This is a genomic window from Mycolicibacterium aurum, assembly GCF_900637195.1.
Classification (GTDB): domain Bacteria; phylum Actinomycetota; class Actinomycetes; order Mycobacteriales; family Mycobacteriaceae; genus Mycobacterium; species Mycobacterium aurum.
In genome coordinates, this window is sequence record NZ_LR134356.1 from 2142160 (window position 1) to 2157701 (window position 15542).

Consider the following 15542-nt stretch of genomic DNA (forward strand, 5'->3'; position numbering starts at 1 on the left):
GCCGTGCGACGGTCACACACGTAAGGCAAAACCGGACCGGGCAGCCCGCCCGCGTCGCTCGAATTGCCAACGTGGCAATCACAGGAGAAATGCACCGACCATGGCTGTCAAGATCAAGCTCGCCCGCTTCGGGAAGATCCGCAATCCTCAGTACCGCATCGCCGTCGCCGATGCGCGCAACCGTCGCGACGGTCGCGCCATCGAGGTCATCGGCCGGTACCACCCGAAGGAAGACCCCAGCGTCATCGAGATCGACTCCGAGCGCGCGCAGTACTGGCTCGGCGTGGGCGCCCAGCCCACCGAACCGGTTCTGCAGCTGCTCAAGATCACCGGTGACTGGCAGAAGTTCAAGGGGCTTCCCGGCGCCGAGGGCACGCTGAAGCACAAGGAGCCCAAGCCGTCCAAGCTGGACCTGTTCAACGCCGCGCTCGCCGAGGCCGACGGTGGCCCCGGTACCGAGGCCACCACGCCCAAGAAGAAGAAGGCGCCGGCCAAGAAGGACGAGCCGGCCGCCGAGGCAGCTGCGGCACCGGCCGAGACTGAAGCCGCCGCCGAGTCCGACGCCCCCGCCGCCGAATGAGCTCGGTGGTCGTCGACGCCGTCGAACATCTGGTTCGCGGAATCGTCGACAATCCCGACGATGTCCGCGTCGACCTGGTGACCAACCGCCGCGGCCGCACCGTCGAGGTGCATGTGCATCCTGATGACCTGGGCAAGGTCATCGGGCGCGGCGGCCGCACCGCCACTGCCCTACGCACCCTGGTGGCGGGCATCGGCGGTCGCGGCATCCGCGTCGACGTGGTGGACACCGACCAGTAGCGACGACGCAATGGACCTGGTAGTCGGGCGCGTCGTCAAAGCGCACGGCGTCACCGGTGAACTCACCGTCGACGTCCGAACCGACGACCCGGAGGGCCGGTTCCGCCGGGGCGCCACCCTGCGCGGCCGGCCGTCCCGGGGCGGGGCCGAGCGCGAGTACGTCATCGAATCCATGCGCCCGCATGGGGAACGCCTGCTGGTGCGGCTGGTCGGTATCGGCGATCGGGATTCGGCAGAAGCGTTGCGTGGCACCCTGTTTCTGGTAGACGCCGCCCAGCTTCCCCCGATCGACGACCCCGACGAGTTCTACGACCATCAGCTCGAGGGCATGGCAGTCGAGACGGTGGGCGGCGACCGGGTGGGCACGGTGGCCGAGGTATTGCACACCGCCGCAGGCGAATTGCTCTCCATCAAAGACGCCGACGGTGCCGAGATCCTGGTGCCCTTCGTGTCTGCGATCGTCACCGCGGTGTCGCTGGAGGATCAGACGATCCAGATCGACCCGCCCGAAGGTCTGCTCGAACTGGACTGATCATGCGCATTGACGTGGTGACGATCTTCCCCGCTTTTTTGGATGCGCTACGACAGGCGTTGCCGGGCAAGGCGATTGACGCGGGGATAGTGGAACTCGCGGTGCACGACCTACGCGACTGGACGCACGACGTGCATCGCTCGGTCGATGATTCGCCGTACGGCGGCGGTCCCGGCATGGTCATGAAAGCCCCGGTGTGGGGTCCGGCGCTCGACGACATCTGTTCTCCGGAGAGTCTTCTCGTGGTGCCGTCACCCGCGGGACGGCTGTTCACCCAGTCAGTAGCCCAGCGCTGGTCCGGCGAGAAGCATCTCGTGTTCGCCTGCGGCCGGTACGAAGGCATCGACCAACGGGTGGTCGACGACGCTGCGACTCGAATGCGGGTGGAAGAAGTCTCGATAGGGGACTATGTGCTGCCTGGCGGGGAGTCCGCGGCGGTGGTGATGATCGAATCGGTGGTCCGGCTGCTGCCCGACGTCCTCGGCAATCCCGCATCGCATCAGGACGATTCGCATTCGGAGCTGGTCGGTGGCCTCCTGGAGGGGCCCAGTTACACCCGGCCCGCCAGCTGGCGCGGCCTCGACGTGCCCGACGTCCTGCTCTCCGGTGACCATGCCCGTATCGCGGCGTGGCGTCAGGAGCAGGGACTGCAGCGGACCCGCGAGCGCAGGCCCGATCTGCTGGGTTGAGCGTCAGATCTTGCCCTCGGGGAACATCGTCTTCACCGCATCGGTGATGGTCTGGCGCGCCGAATCGTCATTGGTGGCCTGCATCGATCCGATGACCATCACGTAGCGACGGTTGGGGCCGACCACCCCGGTGGACAGATGCATCCAGTCCGCGCCGACACAGCACATCCAGCCCTGCTTGACCGCCACGGGTTCGGCGAACATGCCCTCGGGGATGCCGAACCGCTGCGGGTAGATGCCGCCCGGCACCATCCCGTCGGGAGCTGTCGGTGTCGACGCCGCGAGGTTGGACAAGATGATGTTCGCCTGCTCGGTCGGCAGCCCGCCGGCACCCGACAGCAGCATGTCGTAGTACCGGATCAGGTCGGTGGCCGTACTGATGGTGTTGAACCAGCGGCCGTTGCTCGGCCGTCGCGTCTGACTCAGCCCGTAACGCTGGACCACACGGTCGATGATCGCGCTGCCTCCGCTGCGATTCCAGAACACCTCGGCAGCGCTGTCGTCCGACGACCGCAACATCACGTCCAGGGACTTGCGGTCCTCCGGGGACAGCGTCGTGCGTCCTTCGGCCTCCTGGAGCAGCAGGTCGTCGGCGATGAACAGTTTCACCACCGAGGCGATGGCGATGGTCATGCCGTTGCCGTTGGTCACCAGCTGACCGGTGTTGCGGTCGAGGACGGCGGCGGTGATGTCGGCGCCGGCCGCAGCGGCCGCCGAGGTGGCTTCGCGTTCGCGTTCGGCGAGCCCGGTGAATGCGGCGGACGGCTCGTCGGGCGGCGCCTCGGGCAGCGGCGCCATGGTCCCCAGCGGCGCCACCACGGTCAGATGCGGACCCGAGCTCACCGGGGGAGCCCCGCTGCCGGCGGCCGTGCAGCCGGCCAGGAGTGACACTGCGGCAGACGTCGCTACGGTGGTCGTCAGCAGCCCCAACGGCCGTCGCATCGCAAGTCCTCCAAAGTGTGTGGGCCGACGCTGTCCCCCCGAATCCGGGCGGCGTGTGCCGCGCGCCCGGTGACGCAAGGGTAGCCCGTGGATACCCTCTTCGCCTGGTCCGAACACCGTCGGCGGCGCTGGTCGCCCCGGATTTCGGGGATCCACCCTTCGTCTGGCACAATTGGGCAGTTGTCTGTGCACGGCTGGGGACGACCATGCGACGGCGTCTATGCCGTAGAGGTCTCTCCGCTGCACGACTCGCCTAAGACGTCCGAAACACCATCGGCTCTGCGCGCGGCATCATCACGCCGGCAAGGGGCCGCGATCAACAAGGAAGTGTCACCGATGAACACGCTGGATTTCATCGACCAGACGTCGTTGCGTGACGATGTCCCCGCCTTCGGCGCCGGCGACACCGTCAACGTCCACGTGAAGGTCATCGAGGGCTCCAAGGAGCGCATCCAGGTCTTCAAGGGTGTCGTCATCCGCCGTCAGGGCGGCGGAGTGCGCGAGACGTTCACGGTGCGTAAGGAGAGCTACGGCGTCGGCGTCGAGCGCACGTTCCCGGTGCACTCGCCCAACATCGACCACATCGACATCGTCTCCCGTGGCGACGTGCGGCGCGCGAAGCTGTACTACCTGCGTGAGCTGCGCGGCAAGAAGGCGAAGATCAAAGAGAAGCGCTGACCCCCGTGGTCGCGTCGGATCCGTCCCCGATCTGGCTACGCTGATCGCGTGACAACCGCTTCCGGGCCCCCCGGTTCTTCCGACCCCGTCGATACGTCGGCCGAAGACACGTCCGCAGACGTCGAGCAGGATCAGCCAGAGAAGAAGAAGCGTGGTGCACTGCGTGAGGGCGCCATCCTCATCACCATCGCGCTGGTCCTCTACTACGTGATGCTGACGTTCATCGCGCGGCCCTATCTGATTCCCTCGGAGTCGATGGAGCCCACGTTGCACGGGTGCAACGGGTGTGTGGGTGACCGCATCATGGTCGACAAACTGAGCTACCGGTTCACCTCGCCCGAACCCGGCGACGTCGTCGTCTTCAAAGGTCCGCCCAACTGGAGTGTCGGATACAAGTCGATCCGCTCGGACAATCCCGCGGTGCGGTGGGTGCAGAACGCGCTGTCCTACGTCGGATTCGTCCCTCCGGACGAGAACGATCTGGTCAAGCGCATCATCGCCACCGGTGGTCAGACGGTGCAGTGCCGTGTCGACACCGGGCTCACCGTGGACGGCAAGAAGCTCAACGAGCCGTACCTGGATGCCAACACGATGATGGCCGATCCTGCGGTGTACCCGTGCCTGGGGAGCGAGTTCGGCCCGGTCACCGTCCCCGAGGACAGACTCTGGGTGATGGGTGACAACCGCACCCATTCGGCGGATTCCCGTACGCACTGCACCAATGTCCCGGCCGACGCGCAGAAGGGTCTGCTGTGCACCGGCGACCCGGTGGCCGGGACGATCCCGGTGGACAATGTCATCGGCAAGGCCCAGTTCATCGCCTGGCCTCCGGGCCGGTGGGGCGGCGTGAGCTCGGTGAATCCGCAGGCGTAACGGCCGGCTTGGAAGGAGGCCCAGTCACTTGCCTGCTGCCTGGCCGCCGCGCGCGGTCATCCGTAAATCGTCTGGCCTGCGCACCCTGGAATCGGCGCTGTACCGCGCCGGCATGGGACCGGTGGCCGGAGTCGACGAGGTCGGTCGAGGCGCCTGCGCAGGCCCTCTCGTGGTGGCGGCGTGCGTGCTCGGCCCGAACCGGCTGGAGAGCCTGGCCGCCCTCGACGATTCGAAGAAGCTGAACGAGAACGAACGGGAACGTCTGTACCCGCTCATCCGGCGGTACGCCCTGGCCTACCACGTGGTGTACATCCCGTCGACCGAGGTAGACCGGCGGGGGGTGCATGTGGCCAACATCGAGGGTATGCGCCGGGCCGTCGCCGGGCTTCCCTTCCGTCCGGGGTACGTGCTCTCGGACGGGTTTCGGGTGCCCGGCCTGCCCGTCCCGTCGCTGCCCGTGGTGGGTGGCGACGCGGCTGCGGCCTGTATCGCGGCGGCCAGTGTGCTGGCCAAGGTCAGTCGCGACCGGCTGATGGTGGCCATGGAGAACGAACTGCCCGGCTATGGTTTCGCCGACCACAAGGGCTACAGCACGCGGGCACACGGCGCGGCGCTGGCCCGTCTCGGACCGTCGAAGCAGCACCGGTACTCGTTCATCAATGTGAGGCGCCTGGTGTCCGACGGGGAACCCGGGGAGCATGGAGAAGTCGAGTGCGGGAAAATGGGTCCAGCGAGCCCTGTGGACTCCGATCTACGTGAAGGACAACTGAGCCGATGAGTGCCGAAGATCTCGAAAAGTACGAGACCGAGATGGAGCTCTCGCTCTACCGCGAGTACAAGGACATCGTCGGTCAGTTCAGCTACGTCGTGGAAACCGAGCGGCGGTTCTACCTGGCCAACAGCGTGGAGATGGTGCCCCGCAACGCCGACGGTGAGGTCTACTTCGAGCTGCGTCTCGGCGATGCCTGGGTGTGGGACATGTACCGGCCGGCGCGCTTCGTCAAGCAGGTGCGGGTGATCACCTTCAAGGATGTCAACATCGAAGAGGTCGAAAAGCCCGAACTCCGGCTGCCGGAGTAGACCATGCGACCCACACCGCAGTGCTGGCTGACCGACATGGATGGCGTGCTCGTCCGCGAAGACCACGCGCTGCCCGGCGCCGCCGAGTTCCTGCAGCGGCTGGTCGAGCGCGAACGACCCTTTCTGGTGCTCACGAACAACTCCATCTTCACCCCCCGCGACCTCGCGGCCAGACTGACCCGTTCCGGCCTGTCGGTCCCGGAGAGTGCCATCTGGACCTCGGCGATGGCCACCGCCGCCTTCCTCGCCGACCAGCTTCCCGGTGGCTCGGCCTATGTCATCGGTGAGGCGGGTCTGACCACCGCGCTGCACGAGGCCGGATACACGCTCACCGACGTCTCGCCCGACTTCGTCGTCCTCGGGGAAACCCGCACCTACTCGTTCGAGGCGATCACCAAGGCCGTCCGGCTGATACTGGGCGGCGCGCGGTTCATCGCGACCAACCCCGACGTCACCGGACCGTCCGCCGAAGGGCCGATGCCGGCCACCGGGTCGGTCGCCGCGATGATCACCAAGGCCACCGGCCGCGACCCCTACTTCGTCGGCAAGCCCAATCCGATGATGTTCCGCAGCGCGCTCAACCGGATCGAGGCCCATTCGGAGAGCACCGTCATGGTGGGCGACCGGATGGACACCGACGTCGTCGCGGGCATCGAAGCCGGACTGGAGACCATCCTGGTGCTCACCGGGTCGACGACCATCGACGACGTCGAGCGCTACCCGTTCCGGCCCAGCCGGGTACTGCCGTCCATCGCCGAGGCGATCGAACTGGTGTGACCCCGGTTGCTAACTTGAGCAGATGACCCAACCAGTGCCGGACCCCACCCGGCCCCTGGCCGGAGTGCGTGTCGTCGAGATCTCCAGCTTCGTCGCGGTTCCACTGGCGGGTATGACGCTGGCACAGCTCGGTGCCGAGGTCCTGCGCGTCGACCCCGTCGGCGGCGCGGCCGACTACCGGCGCTGGCCACTCACCGAATCCGGTGACAGCATCTACTGGGCAGGTCTGAACAAGGGCAAGAGATCGCTCGCGGTCGACATGCGGTCACACCAGGGCCAGGAACTGGTTGCGCGCCTGATCGCCGACAGCGGCGTATTCATCACCAATGTCGCCGGGCGACAGTGGCATTCGTATGAGACTCTGCGCCAAGCCCGGCAGGACCTCATCCACGTCGAGGTGTCGGGGCGGGCCAACGGCGGCACCGGTGTCGACTACACAGTCAACGCGGCCATCGGTTTCCCGCTGGTCACCGGGCCGGCCGAACTCACGACGCCGGTGAATCACGTACTGCCGGCATGGGATGTCAGCTGCGGACTCTATGCGGCCCTGTCCGTCGTGACCGCCCTGCGGCACCGTGACGCCACGGGTCACGGCCAGCGGATCAGCATTCCGCTGGAGAATGTGGCCCTCGCGACGGCGGGCAACCTGAGCCTGCTCACCGAGGCGATGGTCAACGGCACGTCCCGGCAGCGCATCGGCAACTCTGTGTACGGCACCTACGGTCAGAACTTCACCAGTAGCGACGGCGTGTCCTACATGGTGGTCGCGTTGACCGGCCGCCACTTCCGTGACCTGACCGATCTGACCGGAACCACCGAAGCCGTTGCGGCACTGGCCGACTCGGCCGGCGCCGACTTCTCCGACGAGGGACAGCGCTACCGGCACCGGGACGCGCTGAGCGCGCTGTTCGCCGAGTGGTTCGCCGGGCACACCGGCGCCGAGATCGCCGCCGCGCTGGCCGAGACATCGGTGCTGTGGGAGCGCTATCAGACGTTCGGCGAGATCGCGGCGGACGCCCGGGTCACCGACAACCCGCTGTTCACCGAGCTCGACCAGCCGCGGGTGGGGCGTTATCTCGCCGCCGGACTGCCCGTCTCAATCGATGGCACATATCCGGCCGCGGTGCCCGCACCCGCGCTGGGTGACGACACCACCGACGTGCTCGAGAACTGGCTGGCGCTCGACCGCGCACAGGTCGCCGACCTCCTCGACTCGGGGACGGTGGCATGAGCAGGCTGCTCGAACTGCTGGACGTGACCGCCGCGGGGGCGCACACCTGGCGCGGCGCGGCCAGCGGCCCGGACGGCAAGCGTGCCTACGGGGGTCAGCTGGTGGCGCAGAGTCTGGCCGCGGCGGCCCGCACCGTCGACCCCGTCAAGGCGCCGACCGCCATGCACCTGCAGTTCCTCCGCGGCGGTGAGGCCGGAGAGCCCGTCGAGTACCGGGTCGACACCACGTTCGACGGCCGGACCGCAGCGGCCCGGCGGGTCGACGCGAGCCAGGGTGGGCGGCTGTTGACCACGGCGACAGTCTCTTTCGCGGCGGCCCTGCCGGGACCGGAGCACGGGCACCGGGATTCACTGCCCGAGAACCCGGAGACGCTACCACCGACCGGCCCGGCCGGCCCCGCGCCGTCCATGCCACTGGATGAGCTCGACCTGCGTCTCATCGACGAGGGTGCCGGCGAGGGTTTCGTGCGGCGGCTGTGGTGGCGGGCCACCGTCGCCCTTCCCGACGATCCGTTGCTGCACACGCTGATAGCCGCATACGTCACCGACGTGTATCTGATCGATCCGGCGCTTGCGGTGCACGGACACTCGATGCGATCACGAACACACCGCAGCGGCACCACCGACTCATCCATCTGGTTCCACCGCGCCGTGCACGCCGATCGGTGGAATCTGCTGGAATGCCGATCGCCGGCAGCGGCGCGAGGGCGCGGTGTCGTCGCGGCCAGCCTGATCGGTCACGACGGCGTCGTGGCGGCCACCCTGGTTCAGGAAGGGCTCATCGCAGCGCGGGAGCCCGCGCCGGATCCGGTCGGTTGAGCCTGCGCTCCCGGAGCCACCCGCGCACCGTCGTCACCGCTGCGGTCAGCGCGATCCCGACCACGACGGAGGCGACCACGCCGGCCAGTCGATCCTCGCCGAACAGCGGGTACACCTGGTAATGGGTCAGATACGTGTACAGCGATGCCTCGGCGACCACGCCCGCCGCGCGGGCCACCGCAGACGGGCACCGCACGGCGGGCAGCCAGATCAACAGCACCAAACCGGTCAGCACCAACAGCTCCCGCGGGGTGCTGCCGAAATACCCGTGCAATCCCACGGCGAGGACCAGGGTGACCGCGGCGCGCTGCCACGCCGTCGTCGCCTTCGCCGCGGCCCAGCCGACGGCGAAGAACCAGAACGCCAGGACCGTGAACCAGGCGTCACGACCCAGTGACAGTCCCAGCACGTCGTATCGCAGCGCCATGCCGACCGTCAGGAAGGCCAGCGCCAGCGGGAACGGATGCTGCCGTTCGATCCGGTCCATCGCGGGCAGCCAGAACAGCAGCGCCAACGCGACCAAGGTCCACACCAGCACCTCCACGAACCACAGCCGGCCAGCGGTCATACTGTCCGACGGGCCCAGGAACTTGTTGGCCAGCAACAGGTTTGTCGCGTGATAGTCGTCGGTGACGATGAGCGCGAAGGCGATCCACAGCGCCGAGGGCACCGCGATCCACGCGATGGTGGTGCGCAGGTGGCGTATCCGGACGGTCCGGGGCAGGGGAGTCAGGCAGAACCTGCCGAAGTTGTAGCCCGCCACCCCGAGCAGGATGTGGGCACCGCCCCACAGCGTGAACAGGTCGGCGTGGGAGCCGACGATGAGGATGATCGCGACGGCGCGCAGTGCGACGCTCGTCTCCAGCGTGGCGCCCCAGGCCTGCCACCACCGTGGCCTCGGTGCGGGTTCGGCCTGCAGGTCGCGGATCGACCGTCGCGGCCAGTCGGCGGGCAACTGACCGAGGGCGCGTTCGAGCCGCACCGACATCGCCACGTAGGTCAGCGAATTCCCGCCTAGGTCGACGAAGCTGGCGTCTTCGTCGATGTCGGCAGGATCGCAGTGCAGGACATCGGCGTACAGCGTGCGCAGGTCGCGGTCGGTATGCCGGGCGCGGCCCGAGCCGGTGGCGAGCGCACGCGCGGCCGGGTAGTCGGGCTTGCCCGACGGCAACGTGGGAAGGTCCTCGACGACGACGGCATCGATTGCTGCGTGCGGAACGCCTGCCGCCGCGGCGGCGGCACGGCGCACGTCGACGGGGTCGTGCGCTCCGGTGGCCACGACCGCGAGACGGTCGTCGTTGTCGGTGCACAGCGCGTGGAAGCCGTCGCTGCGCAGCGAGCTCTCGAGGTGGTGCAGATCGAGGCGCAGGCCGAACATCTTCACGAAACGGCTGCGACGGCCGATGACTTCGTAAAGTCCGTCGCTGCTTCGACGGGCGATGTCACCGGTGCGCAGCTCCGTGAGGGTGGGGCCGAGTGCGAGGTCGGCGGGGGAGCGGGCGTATCCCATCATGACGTTCGCTCCGCGGTAGACCAGTTCGCCGGTGCCGTCGTCGGGCCAGTCGTCGACGGGTTCGATGGAGAACGTCCCGCCGGGTATCGGCCGCCCGATCGCAGTGGGCCGGGTGTGAACCAGATCCGGTGGCAGATAGGCCATCCGGGCTGTCGCCTCGGTGGCTCCGTACATCACGAACAACTGCCAGTCCCGCCGTTGCGCGAGTGCGGCGAACTCGCGAACCCGTTCCGGCGGCATGCGGCCACCGGCTTGGGTGACATAGCGCAGGTGGGGCAGATCCAGGTCCGGGAAGCCGACGCGCTCGAGCAGCTCGAACGTGTACGGGACCCCGGCGAAGGTGGTGCCTGCGTGGCGGCGGAACAGGTCCCAGAACGCGCCGTCGGCCACGGACAGATCGGTGAGAATCAGTGTGGCGCCGGCCAGCAGGTGACTGTGCACCACGGACAGCCCGTAGCAGTACGACATGGGCAGGGTGGTCGCCGCGCGGTCGCTGTCGCGGATGCCGAGGTAATCGGCGATCGCTGTCGCGTTCGCGATGAGGTTGGTGTGGGACAGCCGGACGAGCTTGGGCGACCCGGTGCTGCCCGACGTCGACAGCAGCAGCGCGAGGTCGGGGTGCAGGACATGGCCCCCGTCGGCGCGGGTGTGCATTCCGGCGGCGTCGACGACGACGTCGGGGTGGTACGCGGCGATCATGTCACGGTGATCCCGCCCGGCAGGGACGGGAAGAACAACGTGGCCACCGGCCAGCGCGCCGAGGTAGTGGACCAGCGTCGCGAGGTCGTTGCGGGTCTCCAGCAGCACCAGCAGACGGCGCGGGCCGAACTCCGCGGCAACGGAAGCGACCCGGTCGGCGAGCTGACGATAGGTGAGCTGTTCGCGATCGGTCAGTACCGCGGTGCGGTCACCGCACCTGCGCAGGTGAGTGACCAGCCGGCTCATTCATGTGAAGATACCCTCACCTTAGTACCGGCCCGTCGGGTCACATCCGGTTGTACCGGCTCCTGACGAAGCTGTACGCCCCGAACGCGGCGATCCCCAGCGCGGCGGCGATCAGCAGGAACTTGCCGAACGGCGCCTGACCGAGGGTCTTGACCGCGGCGTCGAGCCCGCTGGCTTTCGCGGGGTCTGCCTGCAGCGTCGCGAGGATGACCAGCAGGCCGGCACCGGCGAGCACGAGACCTTTGGCGACGTAGCCGATGGTGCCGATGGCGGTGATGGCTGTCCCGCCGGAGACGCGCAGTTCGTCGAAGAACTTCTGGGTGGCGCCCTTGTAGATGTGGTAGCCGCCGACCGCGATGACCCCGAGACCCACGGCGATCAGCAGGGCTTTGCCCCACCCCGATTGCATGAGCGTGGCGGAGAGGCCGGAGTTCTGCTGGCTGCTCGACTGGCCGGTGCCCATCGCGAACCGCGCGGCGGAGAGGGCGATCGCGAAGTTCACGATCGCCAGCCCCAGCGACTTGCCGCGCTTCCATGCCGGGTTGTCACCCTTGCCGCCGGAGCCTTCGCCCGGCTTGGCCCCGATCACCGCTTCGGCGACGCGCCACAATCCGAGCGCGACGAGCCCGACGGCGGCGATCCACAGCAGGATTGCGCCGCCGGTCTGGCTGCCCAACTCGGCCAGTGCGCCGGACTGATCGGCGTTCCCGCCGCCGGTGAAGGCGAGCCGGCCGATGATGTAGCCGAGCAGTAGGTGCAGTACCCCGCTGGCGGCAAAGCCGGCCCGGGCGGTGTATTCGAACGCGTCGCTGTCGGTTGCCCGGTCGGCGATGCCGTGCATCGAGCTGGACGAGCTTCTGGTGCCCATGGCGCCCTCCTGGTCGGCGGATGGGCTCGTATACCCCCTTTTTGACGCGGGTGAAACAGCACGCGGCGGCAACTGGGGATGGATCCGTGGTTGGGGATTGCCGCCCGATTCTGTCGGGGTGCGGTCGCAGGGTGGGCGGCATGACCAGAACAGAGAGCCGCGCCGAGATCGGGGCGCTGGGTGAGCAGGTCGCGGTCGACTACCTGCACGCAATGGGGATGCGCACACTGGCCAGGAATTGGCGTTGTCGCTACGGCGAATTGGACATCATCGCCGCCGACGACAACGGGGGTGCGGTGGTCTTCGTCGAGGTGAAGACCCGGACCGGCGACCGGTTCGGTGGCGTCGCCGAGGCGGTGACGCCGGCCAAGGTGCGTCGGCTGCGGCGGCTGGCCGGGCTGTGGCTGGCTCAGCAGACCGGCCAGTGGGCGGCGGTGCGTATCGACGTCGTCACGGTGCGGATCGGTCGGCGGCGCACGCCGGAGATCACCCATATCGCGGGGGTGGGGTGATGGCGGCGTTGGGCCGCGCCTTCTCCGTGGCGGTGCGGGGCGTGGAAGGCGAGATCGTCGAAATCGAAGCGGACATCAGCGGTGGCCTGCCCGGCGTCTTTCTGGTGGGTCTCGGGGACACCGCGCTGCGGGAGTCCCGGGACCGGGTACGCGCGGCGATCACCAACTGCAAGTTCAGTTGGCCGCAGACGAGGCTGACGCTGGCGTTGTCGCCGGCGACGCTGCCCAAGATGGGCTCGGTGTATGACATCGCACTGGCGGCGGCGGTGTTGTCGGCCGAGGGCAAGAAGACCTGGCCGCGTCTGGAGAAGTCGGTGCTGCTCGGTGAACTGGCCCTCGACGGGCGGGTCCGGCCGGTCAAGGGCGTGCTGCCCGCGGTACTCGCCGCGCGACGGCAGGGCTGGCCCGCGGTGGTGGTGCCGATCGACAACCTGGCCGAGGCCAGCCTCGTCGACGGAGTCGAGGTGTGGGGAGTCCGCAGCCTGGGTCAGCTGCGGGCCTGGCTGGCCGGTAAGGGTGCGCTGGACGCGCGGGTCGAGCGCAGAGAGCAGGCCGCCGAGCCCGACGTCGATCTCAGCGATGTGGTCGGGCAGACCCAGGCGCGGTACGCGGTCGAGGTGGCGGCTGCGGGTGCGCACAACTTGCTGATGACGGGCCCGCCCGGGGTCGGGAAAACCATGTTGGCGCAACGCCTTCCGGGGTTGCTGCCGCCGCTGTCGCTTCCCGAGTCACTGGAGGTCACTGCCATTCACTCAGTGGCGGGCCTGTTGACCGGTGACGCCCCGTTGATCACCCGGCCGCCGTTCGTGGCGCCGCACCACACCTCCAGCATGGCCGCCCTCGTCGGGGGTGGCACGGGGATGGCCCGCCCCGGCGCGGTCAGTCGCGCTCATCGGGGCGTGCTGTTCCTCGACGAGTTCGCCGAGATCAACTCCGGCGCACTGGAAGCACTCAGAACACCGTTGGAGGACGGCGAGATCCGGCTGGCGCGCCGCGACGGTGTCGCGCGCTACCAGTGCCGGATTCAACTCGTCCTCGCGGCGAACCTGTGTCCGTGCGCTCCGCCGGACCCGCGGGACTGCCAATGTGGGGCGGCCGAGCGGCGGCGCTACCGCAGCAAGCTCTCGGGCCCCCTGGTGGACCGGGTTGACCTGCGCGTCGAAATGCACGCATCCCGCCAAGGGTCGTTCACCGACGAGGAAGGTGAATCGACCGCCGTTGTCCGCGAACGGGTGTGGGCCGCCCGGCGGGCAGCGCGCGAGCGATGGGGGCCCTATGGCTTCGCGACCAACGCCGACGTGAGCGGCTCGCTGCTACGGCGGAAGTTCCGGCCCGGTGCGCAGGCGATGAAGCCGCTGCGCACCGCCGTCGACCGCGGCGCGTTGAGCATCCGGGGCATGGACCGCACGATCAGAGTCGCGTGGTCACTGAGTGACCTCGGGGGGCGTACCTCGCCGAGCCCGGACGATGTCATGACGGCGATGAGCTTCCGCGAGATCGGCGGTCCGTCATGACAGACGGCCCCACGCGCCGCGCGTGGGCGTACCTGTCCCGGGTCGCCGAACCGCCGTGCGCGCCTCTGGCTGAGCTGGTGGCGGAGGTCGGTCCGGTGGCCGCGGCTGAGCGGGTGCGTCGCGGTGCGGTGCCTGCCGACCTGGCGGCTCGCGTCGAAGCGCGGCGCGACATAGACTGTTCCGCAGTAGATCTGGAGATCATCGACCGCCGCGGCGGTCGGTTGATCACCCCGGAGGACGACGAGTGGCCGGCGTGGGCGCTGATCGACTTCGGCCGACGGGAGCGGCCCCTGGCAGAGGACCACCCGCCGCTGGTCCTCTGGGCGATCGGTCCGGAGAGCATGGCGGACGTGTCCCAACGGGCCGCGGCGATCGTCGGGACGCGTGCCTGCACGGCCTACGGCGAGCACGTCACGTCCGATCTGGTCGCAGGCCTGGTCGAGCGCGACGTCGCGGTGGTGTCCGGTGGCGCGTTCGGCATCGACGGAGCGGCGCACCGGACGGCGCTGGCGTGTGACGGGGTCACGGTGGCCGTGCTGGCCGGCGGGATCGACGTGCCGTATCCGGCCGGGCATTCGGCGCTGTTGCACCGGGTCGCGACCACCGGGTTGCTGATCAGCGAGTATCCGCCGGGGGTTCGGCCCGCGCGGTACCGTTTTCTGACACGAAACCGGTTGGTGGCGGCGCTGTCCGGCGCCACGGTGGTGGTCGAGGCGGGTCTGCGCAGCGGTGCGGCCAACACTGCCGGCTGGGCCCGAGCACTGGGCCGGGGAGTGTGCGCAGTGCCGGGACCGGTGACCTCGGCGGCATCGGCGGGATGCCATGAACTGCTGCGTCGCGAGGGCACGGTGCTGGTCACGCGCGCGCAGGAGATCGTGGAAGTGGTGGGACGCATGGGTGAGCTCGCCGACGAGCCCGAGCATCCCGTGACGCCGTTGGACGGTGTCAGCAGGGTGCAACGCCGGATCTATGAGGCGCTACCGGGTCGCGGCACGCGCACCGTCGAGGAGATCGCAGTCGACGCCGGAGTACCGGTCGCCCAGGTGCTTGGTCCGCTGGCGATGCTGGAGATCGACGGACTGGTGGCGCGGCATGAGGGTCAGTGGCGACTGGCGAAGAGGGGCCTGGGATGAAAGGCGCGTGCCGTCGGCGTTGGTGAACGTGAAGGAGAGCGACATGTCTGAAGCCCAGTCGAGCAGCATCCCGTTCGAAGGCGTGCGAATTCGCTATGACAGCGACAAGTCGTACGACCACCTCGTCCGCGCGCTGCTGGCCGACGTCGGTGACACGCCGGTGCCGATCGAAGACATCGGCACCGCGACAGCCGACTGGCCCAGTTATCGGGAGCGCGTCCAGGCGCACGTCGGTCCGAGCGGGTTCATGCTGTTCGCAACCCTCGACCACGGCGGCTGGATCGCCAAGGCCGGCATCGACCGGCGGGTGCTGCGCGTCATCATCGGCAATCCCCTGATCGCCATCACGATGCTGCGCCATGACGTGACGGCGGGCCTGTTCGCGCCGGTCGAACTGCTCATCGTCGGCGGCAGCCCGGGCCAGAGCGGCAGCAGCGTCACCTACGTTCAGCCGTCATCGCTCATGGTCGTCGAGGACAACCCGCCCCTGCTCGCCGCCGCCCGCGAACTCGATGCCAAGCTGGCCGCGTTGGTGTCGGCCGTCACGTAGTCACTGACCAGGGACGGCCCTACGGTCTCGGCGGCACTCGTATAGTCGGACCGACAGCGCAGGAGTAA

The 15542-nt window shown here is 68.6% G+C and carries 18 protein-coding genes; 15 read left to right on the forward strand and 3 right to left on the reverse strand.

The window, feature by feature from the left end; all coding sequences use genetic code 11:
* Positions 1 to 100 precede the first annotated feature (100 nt).
* From rpsP to trmD, 4 genes are read left to right on the forward strand one after another with little or no spacing between them, the layout of a single operon-like run.
* Positions 101 to 580 (forward strand): 30S ribosomal protein S16, encoded by a 480-nt coding sequence (rpsP, locus tag EL337_RS10140; protein ID WP_048630566.1) that lies wholly within the window; start codon positions 101 to 103, stop codon positions 578 to 580.
* Positions 577 to 819, forward strand: a complete 243-nt coding sequence (locus EL337_RS10145) for an RNA-binding protein (RefSeq protein WP_024450383.1) — start codon at positions 577 to 579, stop codon at positions 817 to 819. The genes rpsP and EL337_RS10145 overlap by 4 nt, the downstream gene beginning before the upstream one ends.
* Before the next feature lie 10 nt (positions 820 to 829).
* Complete coding sequence (rimM, locus tag EL337_RS10150; protein ID WP_048630565.1) at positions 830 to 1351, forward strand: ribosome maturation factor RimM; 522 nt, start codon at positions 830 to 832, stop codon at positions 1349 to 1351.
* Positions 1352 to 1353: 2 nt separating this feature from the next.
* The gene (gene trmD / locus EL337_RS10155; protein WP_048630564.1) at positions 1354 to 2040 is read left to right on the forward strand and encodes a tRNA (guanosine(37)-N1)-methyltransferase TrmD; all 687 of its coding nucleotides are present in this window, start codon (positions 1354 to 1356) and stop codon (positions 2038 to 2040) included.
* 3 nt (positions 2041 to 2043) lie between these two features.
* On the opposite strand, the gene EL337_RS10160 is transcribed toward trmD, so the two are convergent.
* Entirely contained in the window at positions 2044 to 2982 is a 939-nt protein-coding gene (locus EL337_RS10160; protein ID WP_048630563.1) for a serine hydrolase, read from the reverse strand.
* A 336-nt stretch (positions 2983 to 3318) separates the two neighbouring features.
* On the opposite strand from EL337_RS10160, the gene rplS reads away from it, so the two are divergent.
* The 7 genes from rplS to EL337_RS10195 are packed head-to-tail and all read left to right on the forward strand — an operon-like array spanning position 3319 to position 8439.
* On the forward strand, positions 3319 to 3660 hold the full coding sequence (rplS, locus tag EL337_RS10165) for a 50S ribosomal protein L19 (RefSeq protein ID WP_048630562.1): 342 nt from the start codon (positions 3319 to 3321) through the stop codon (positions 3658 to 3660).
* A gap of 48 nt (positions 3661 to 3708) precedes the next feature.
* On the forward strand, positions 3709 to 4533 hold the full coding sequence (gene lepB, locus EL337_RS10170; RefSeq protein WP_048630561.1) for a signal peptidase I: 825 nt from the start codon (positions 3709 to 3711) through the stop codon (positions 4531 to 4533).
* A 28-nt stretch (positions 4534 to 4561) separates the two neighbouring features.
* On the forward strand, positions 4562 to 5311 hold the full coding sequence (locus EL337_RS10175; protein WP_048630560.1) for a ribonuclease HII: 750 nt from the start codon (positions 4562 to 4564) through the stop codon (positions 5309 to 5311).
* Positions 5308 to 5613, forward strand: coding sequence for a DUF2469 domain-containing protein (locus EL337_RS10180; protein ID WP_003928621.1), 306 nt, complete (start codon positions 5308 to 5310; stop codon positions 5611 to 5613). The genes EL337_RS10175 and EL337_RS10180 overlap by 4 nt, the downstream gene beginning before the upstream one ends.
* 3 nt (positions 5614 to 5616) lie before the next feature.
* Entirely contained in the window at positions 5617 to 6390 is a 774-nt protein-coding gene (locus EL337_RS10185) for an HAD-IIA family hydrolase (RefSeq protein ID WP_048630559.1), read from the forward strand.
* Positions 6391 to 6412: 22 nt separating this feature from the next.
* On the forward strand, positions 6413 to 7621 hold the full coding sequence (locus EL337_RS10190) for a CoA transferase (RefSeq protein WP_048630558.1): 1209 nt from the start codon (positions 6413 to 6415) through the stop codon (positions 7619 to 7621).
* Positions 7618 to 8439 carry an acyl-CoA thioesterase gene (locus EL337_RS10195; RefSeq protein ID WP_048630557.1) on the forward strand — a complete coding sequence of 274 codons (822 nt, stop codon included), beginning with the start codon at positions 7618 to 7620 and terminating at the stop codon, positions 8437 to 8439. Before EL337_RS10190 ends, EL337_RS10195 begins: the two co-directional genes overlap by 4 nt.
* Here the strand turns inward: EL337_RS10195 and EL337_RS10200 are convergent.
* Together EL337_RS10200 and EL337_RS10205 are read right to left on the reverse strand one after the other, a co-directional pair.
* The gene (locus EL337_RS10200; protein ID WP_048630556.1) at positions 8399 to 10897 is read right to left on the reverse strand and encodes an AMP-binding protein; all 2499 of its coding nucleotides are present in this window, start codon (positions 10895 to 10897) and stop codon (positions 8399 to 8401) included. The genes EL337_RS10195 and EL337_RS10200 overlap by 41 nt on opposite strands.
* A gap of 40 nt (positions 10898 to 10937) precedes the next feature.
* Positions 10938 to 11765 (reverse strand): DUF1206 domain-containing protein, encoded by an 828-nt coding sequence (locus tag EL337_RS10205; protein WP_048630555.1) that lies wholly within the window; start codon positions 11763 to 11765, stop codon positions 10938 to 10940.
* A gap of 140 nt (positions 11766 to 11905) precedes the next feature.
* On the opposite strand from EL337_RS10205, the gene EL337_RS10210 reads away from it, so the two are divergent.
* The 4 genes from EL337_RS10210 to EL337_RS10225 are packed head-to-tail and all read left to right on the forward strand — an operon-like array spanning position 11906 to position 15474.
* Complete coding sequence (locus EL337_RS10210) at positions 11906 to 12277, forward strand: YraN family protein (RefSeq protein ID WP_048630554.1); 372 nt, start codon at positions 11906 to 11908, stop codon at positions 12275 to 12277.
* On the forward strand, positions 12277 to 13791 hold the full coding sequence (locus EL337_RS10215; protein WP_048630923.1) for a YifB family Mg chelatase-like AAA ATPase: 1515 nt from the start codon (positions 12277 to 12279) through the stop codon (positions 13789 to 13791). Before EL337_RS10210 ends, EL337_RS10215 begins: the two co-directional genes overlap by 1 nt.
* Positions 13788 to 14924 (forward strand): DNA-processing protein DprA, encoded by a 1137-nt coding sequence (gene dprA, locus EL337_RS10220; protein WP_048630553.1) that lies wholly within the window; start codon positions 13788 to 13790, stop codon positions 14922 to 14924. Before EL337_RS10215 ends, dprA begins: the two co-directional genes overlap by 4 nt.
* Before the next feature lie 43 nt (positions 14925 to 14967).
* Entirely contained in the window at positions 14968 to 15474 is a 507-nt protein-coding gene (locus tag EL337_RS10225) for a DUF302 domain-containing protein (RefSeq protein WP_048630922.1), read from the forward strand.
* Positions 15475 to 15542 lie beyond the last annotated feature (68 nt).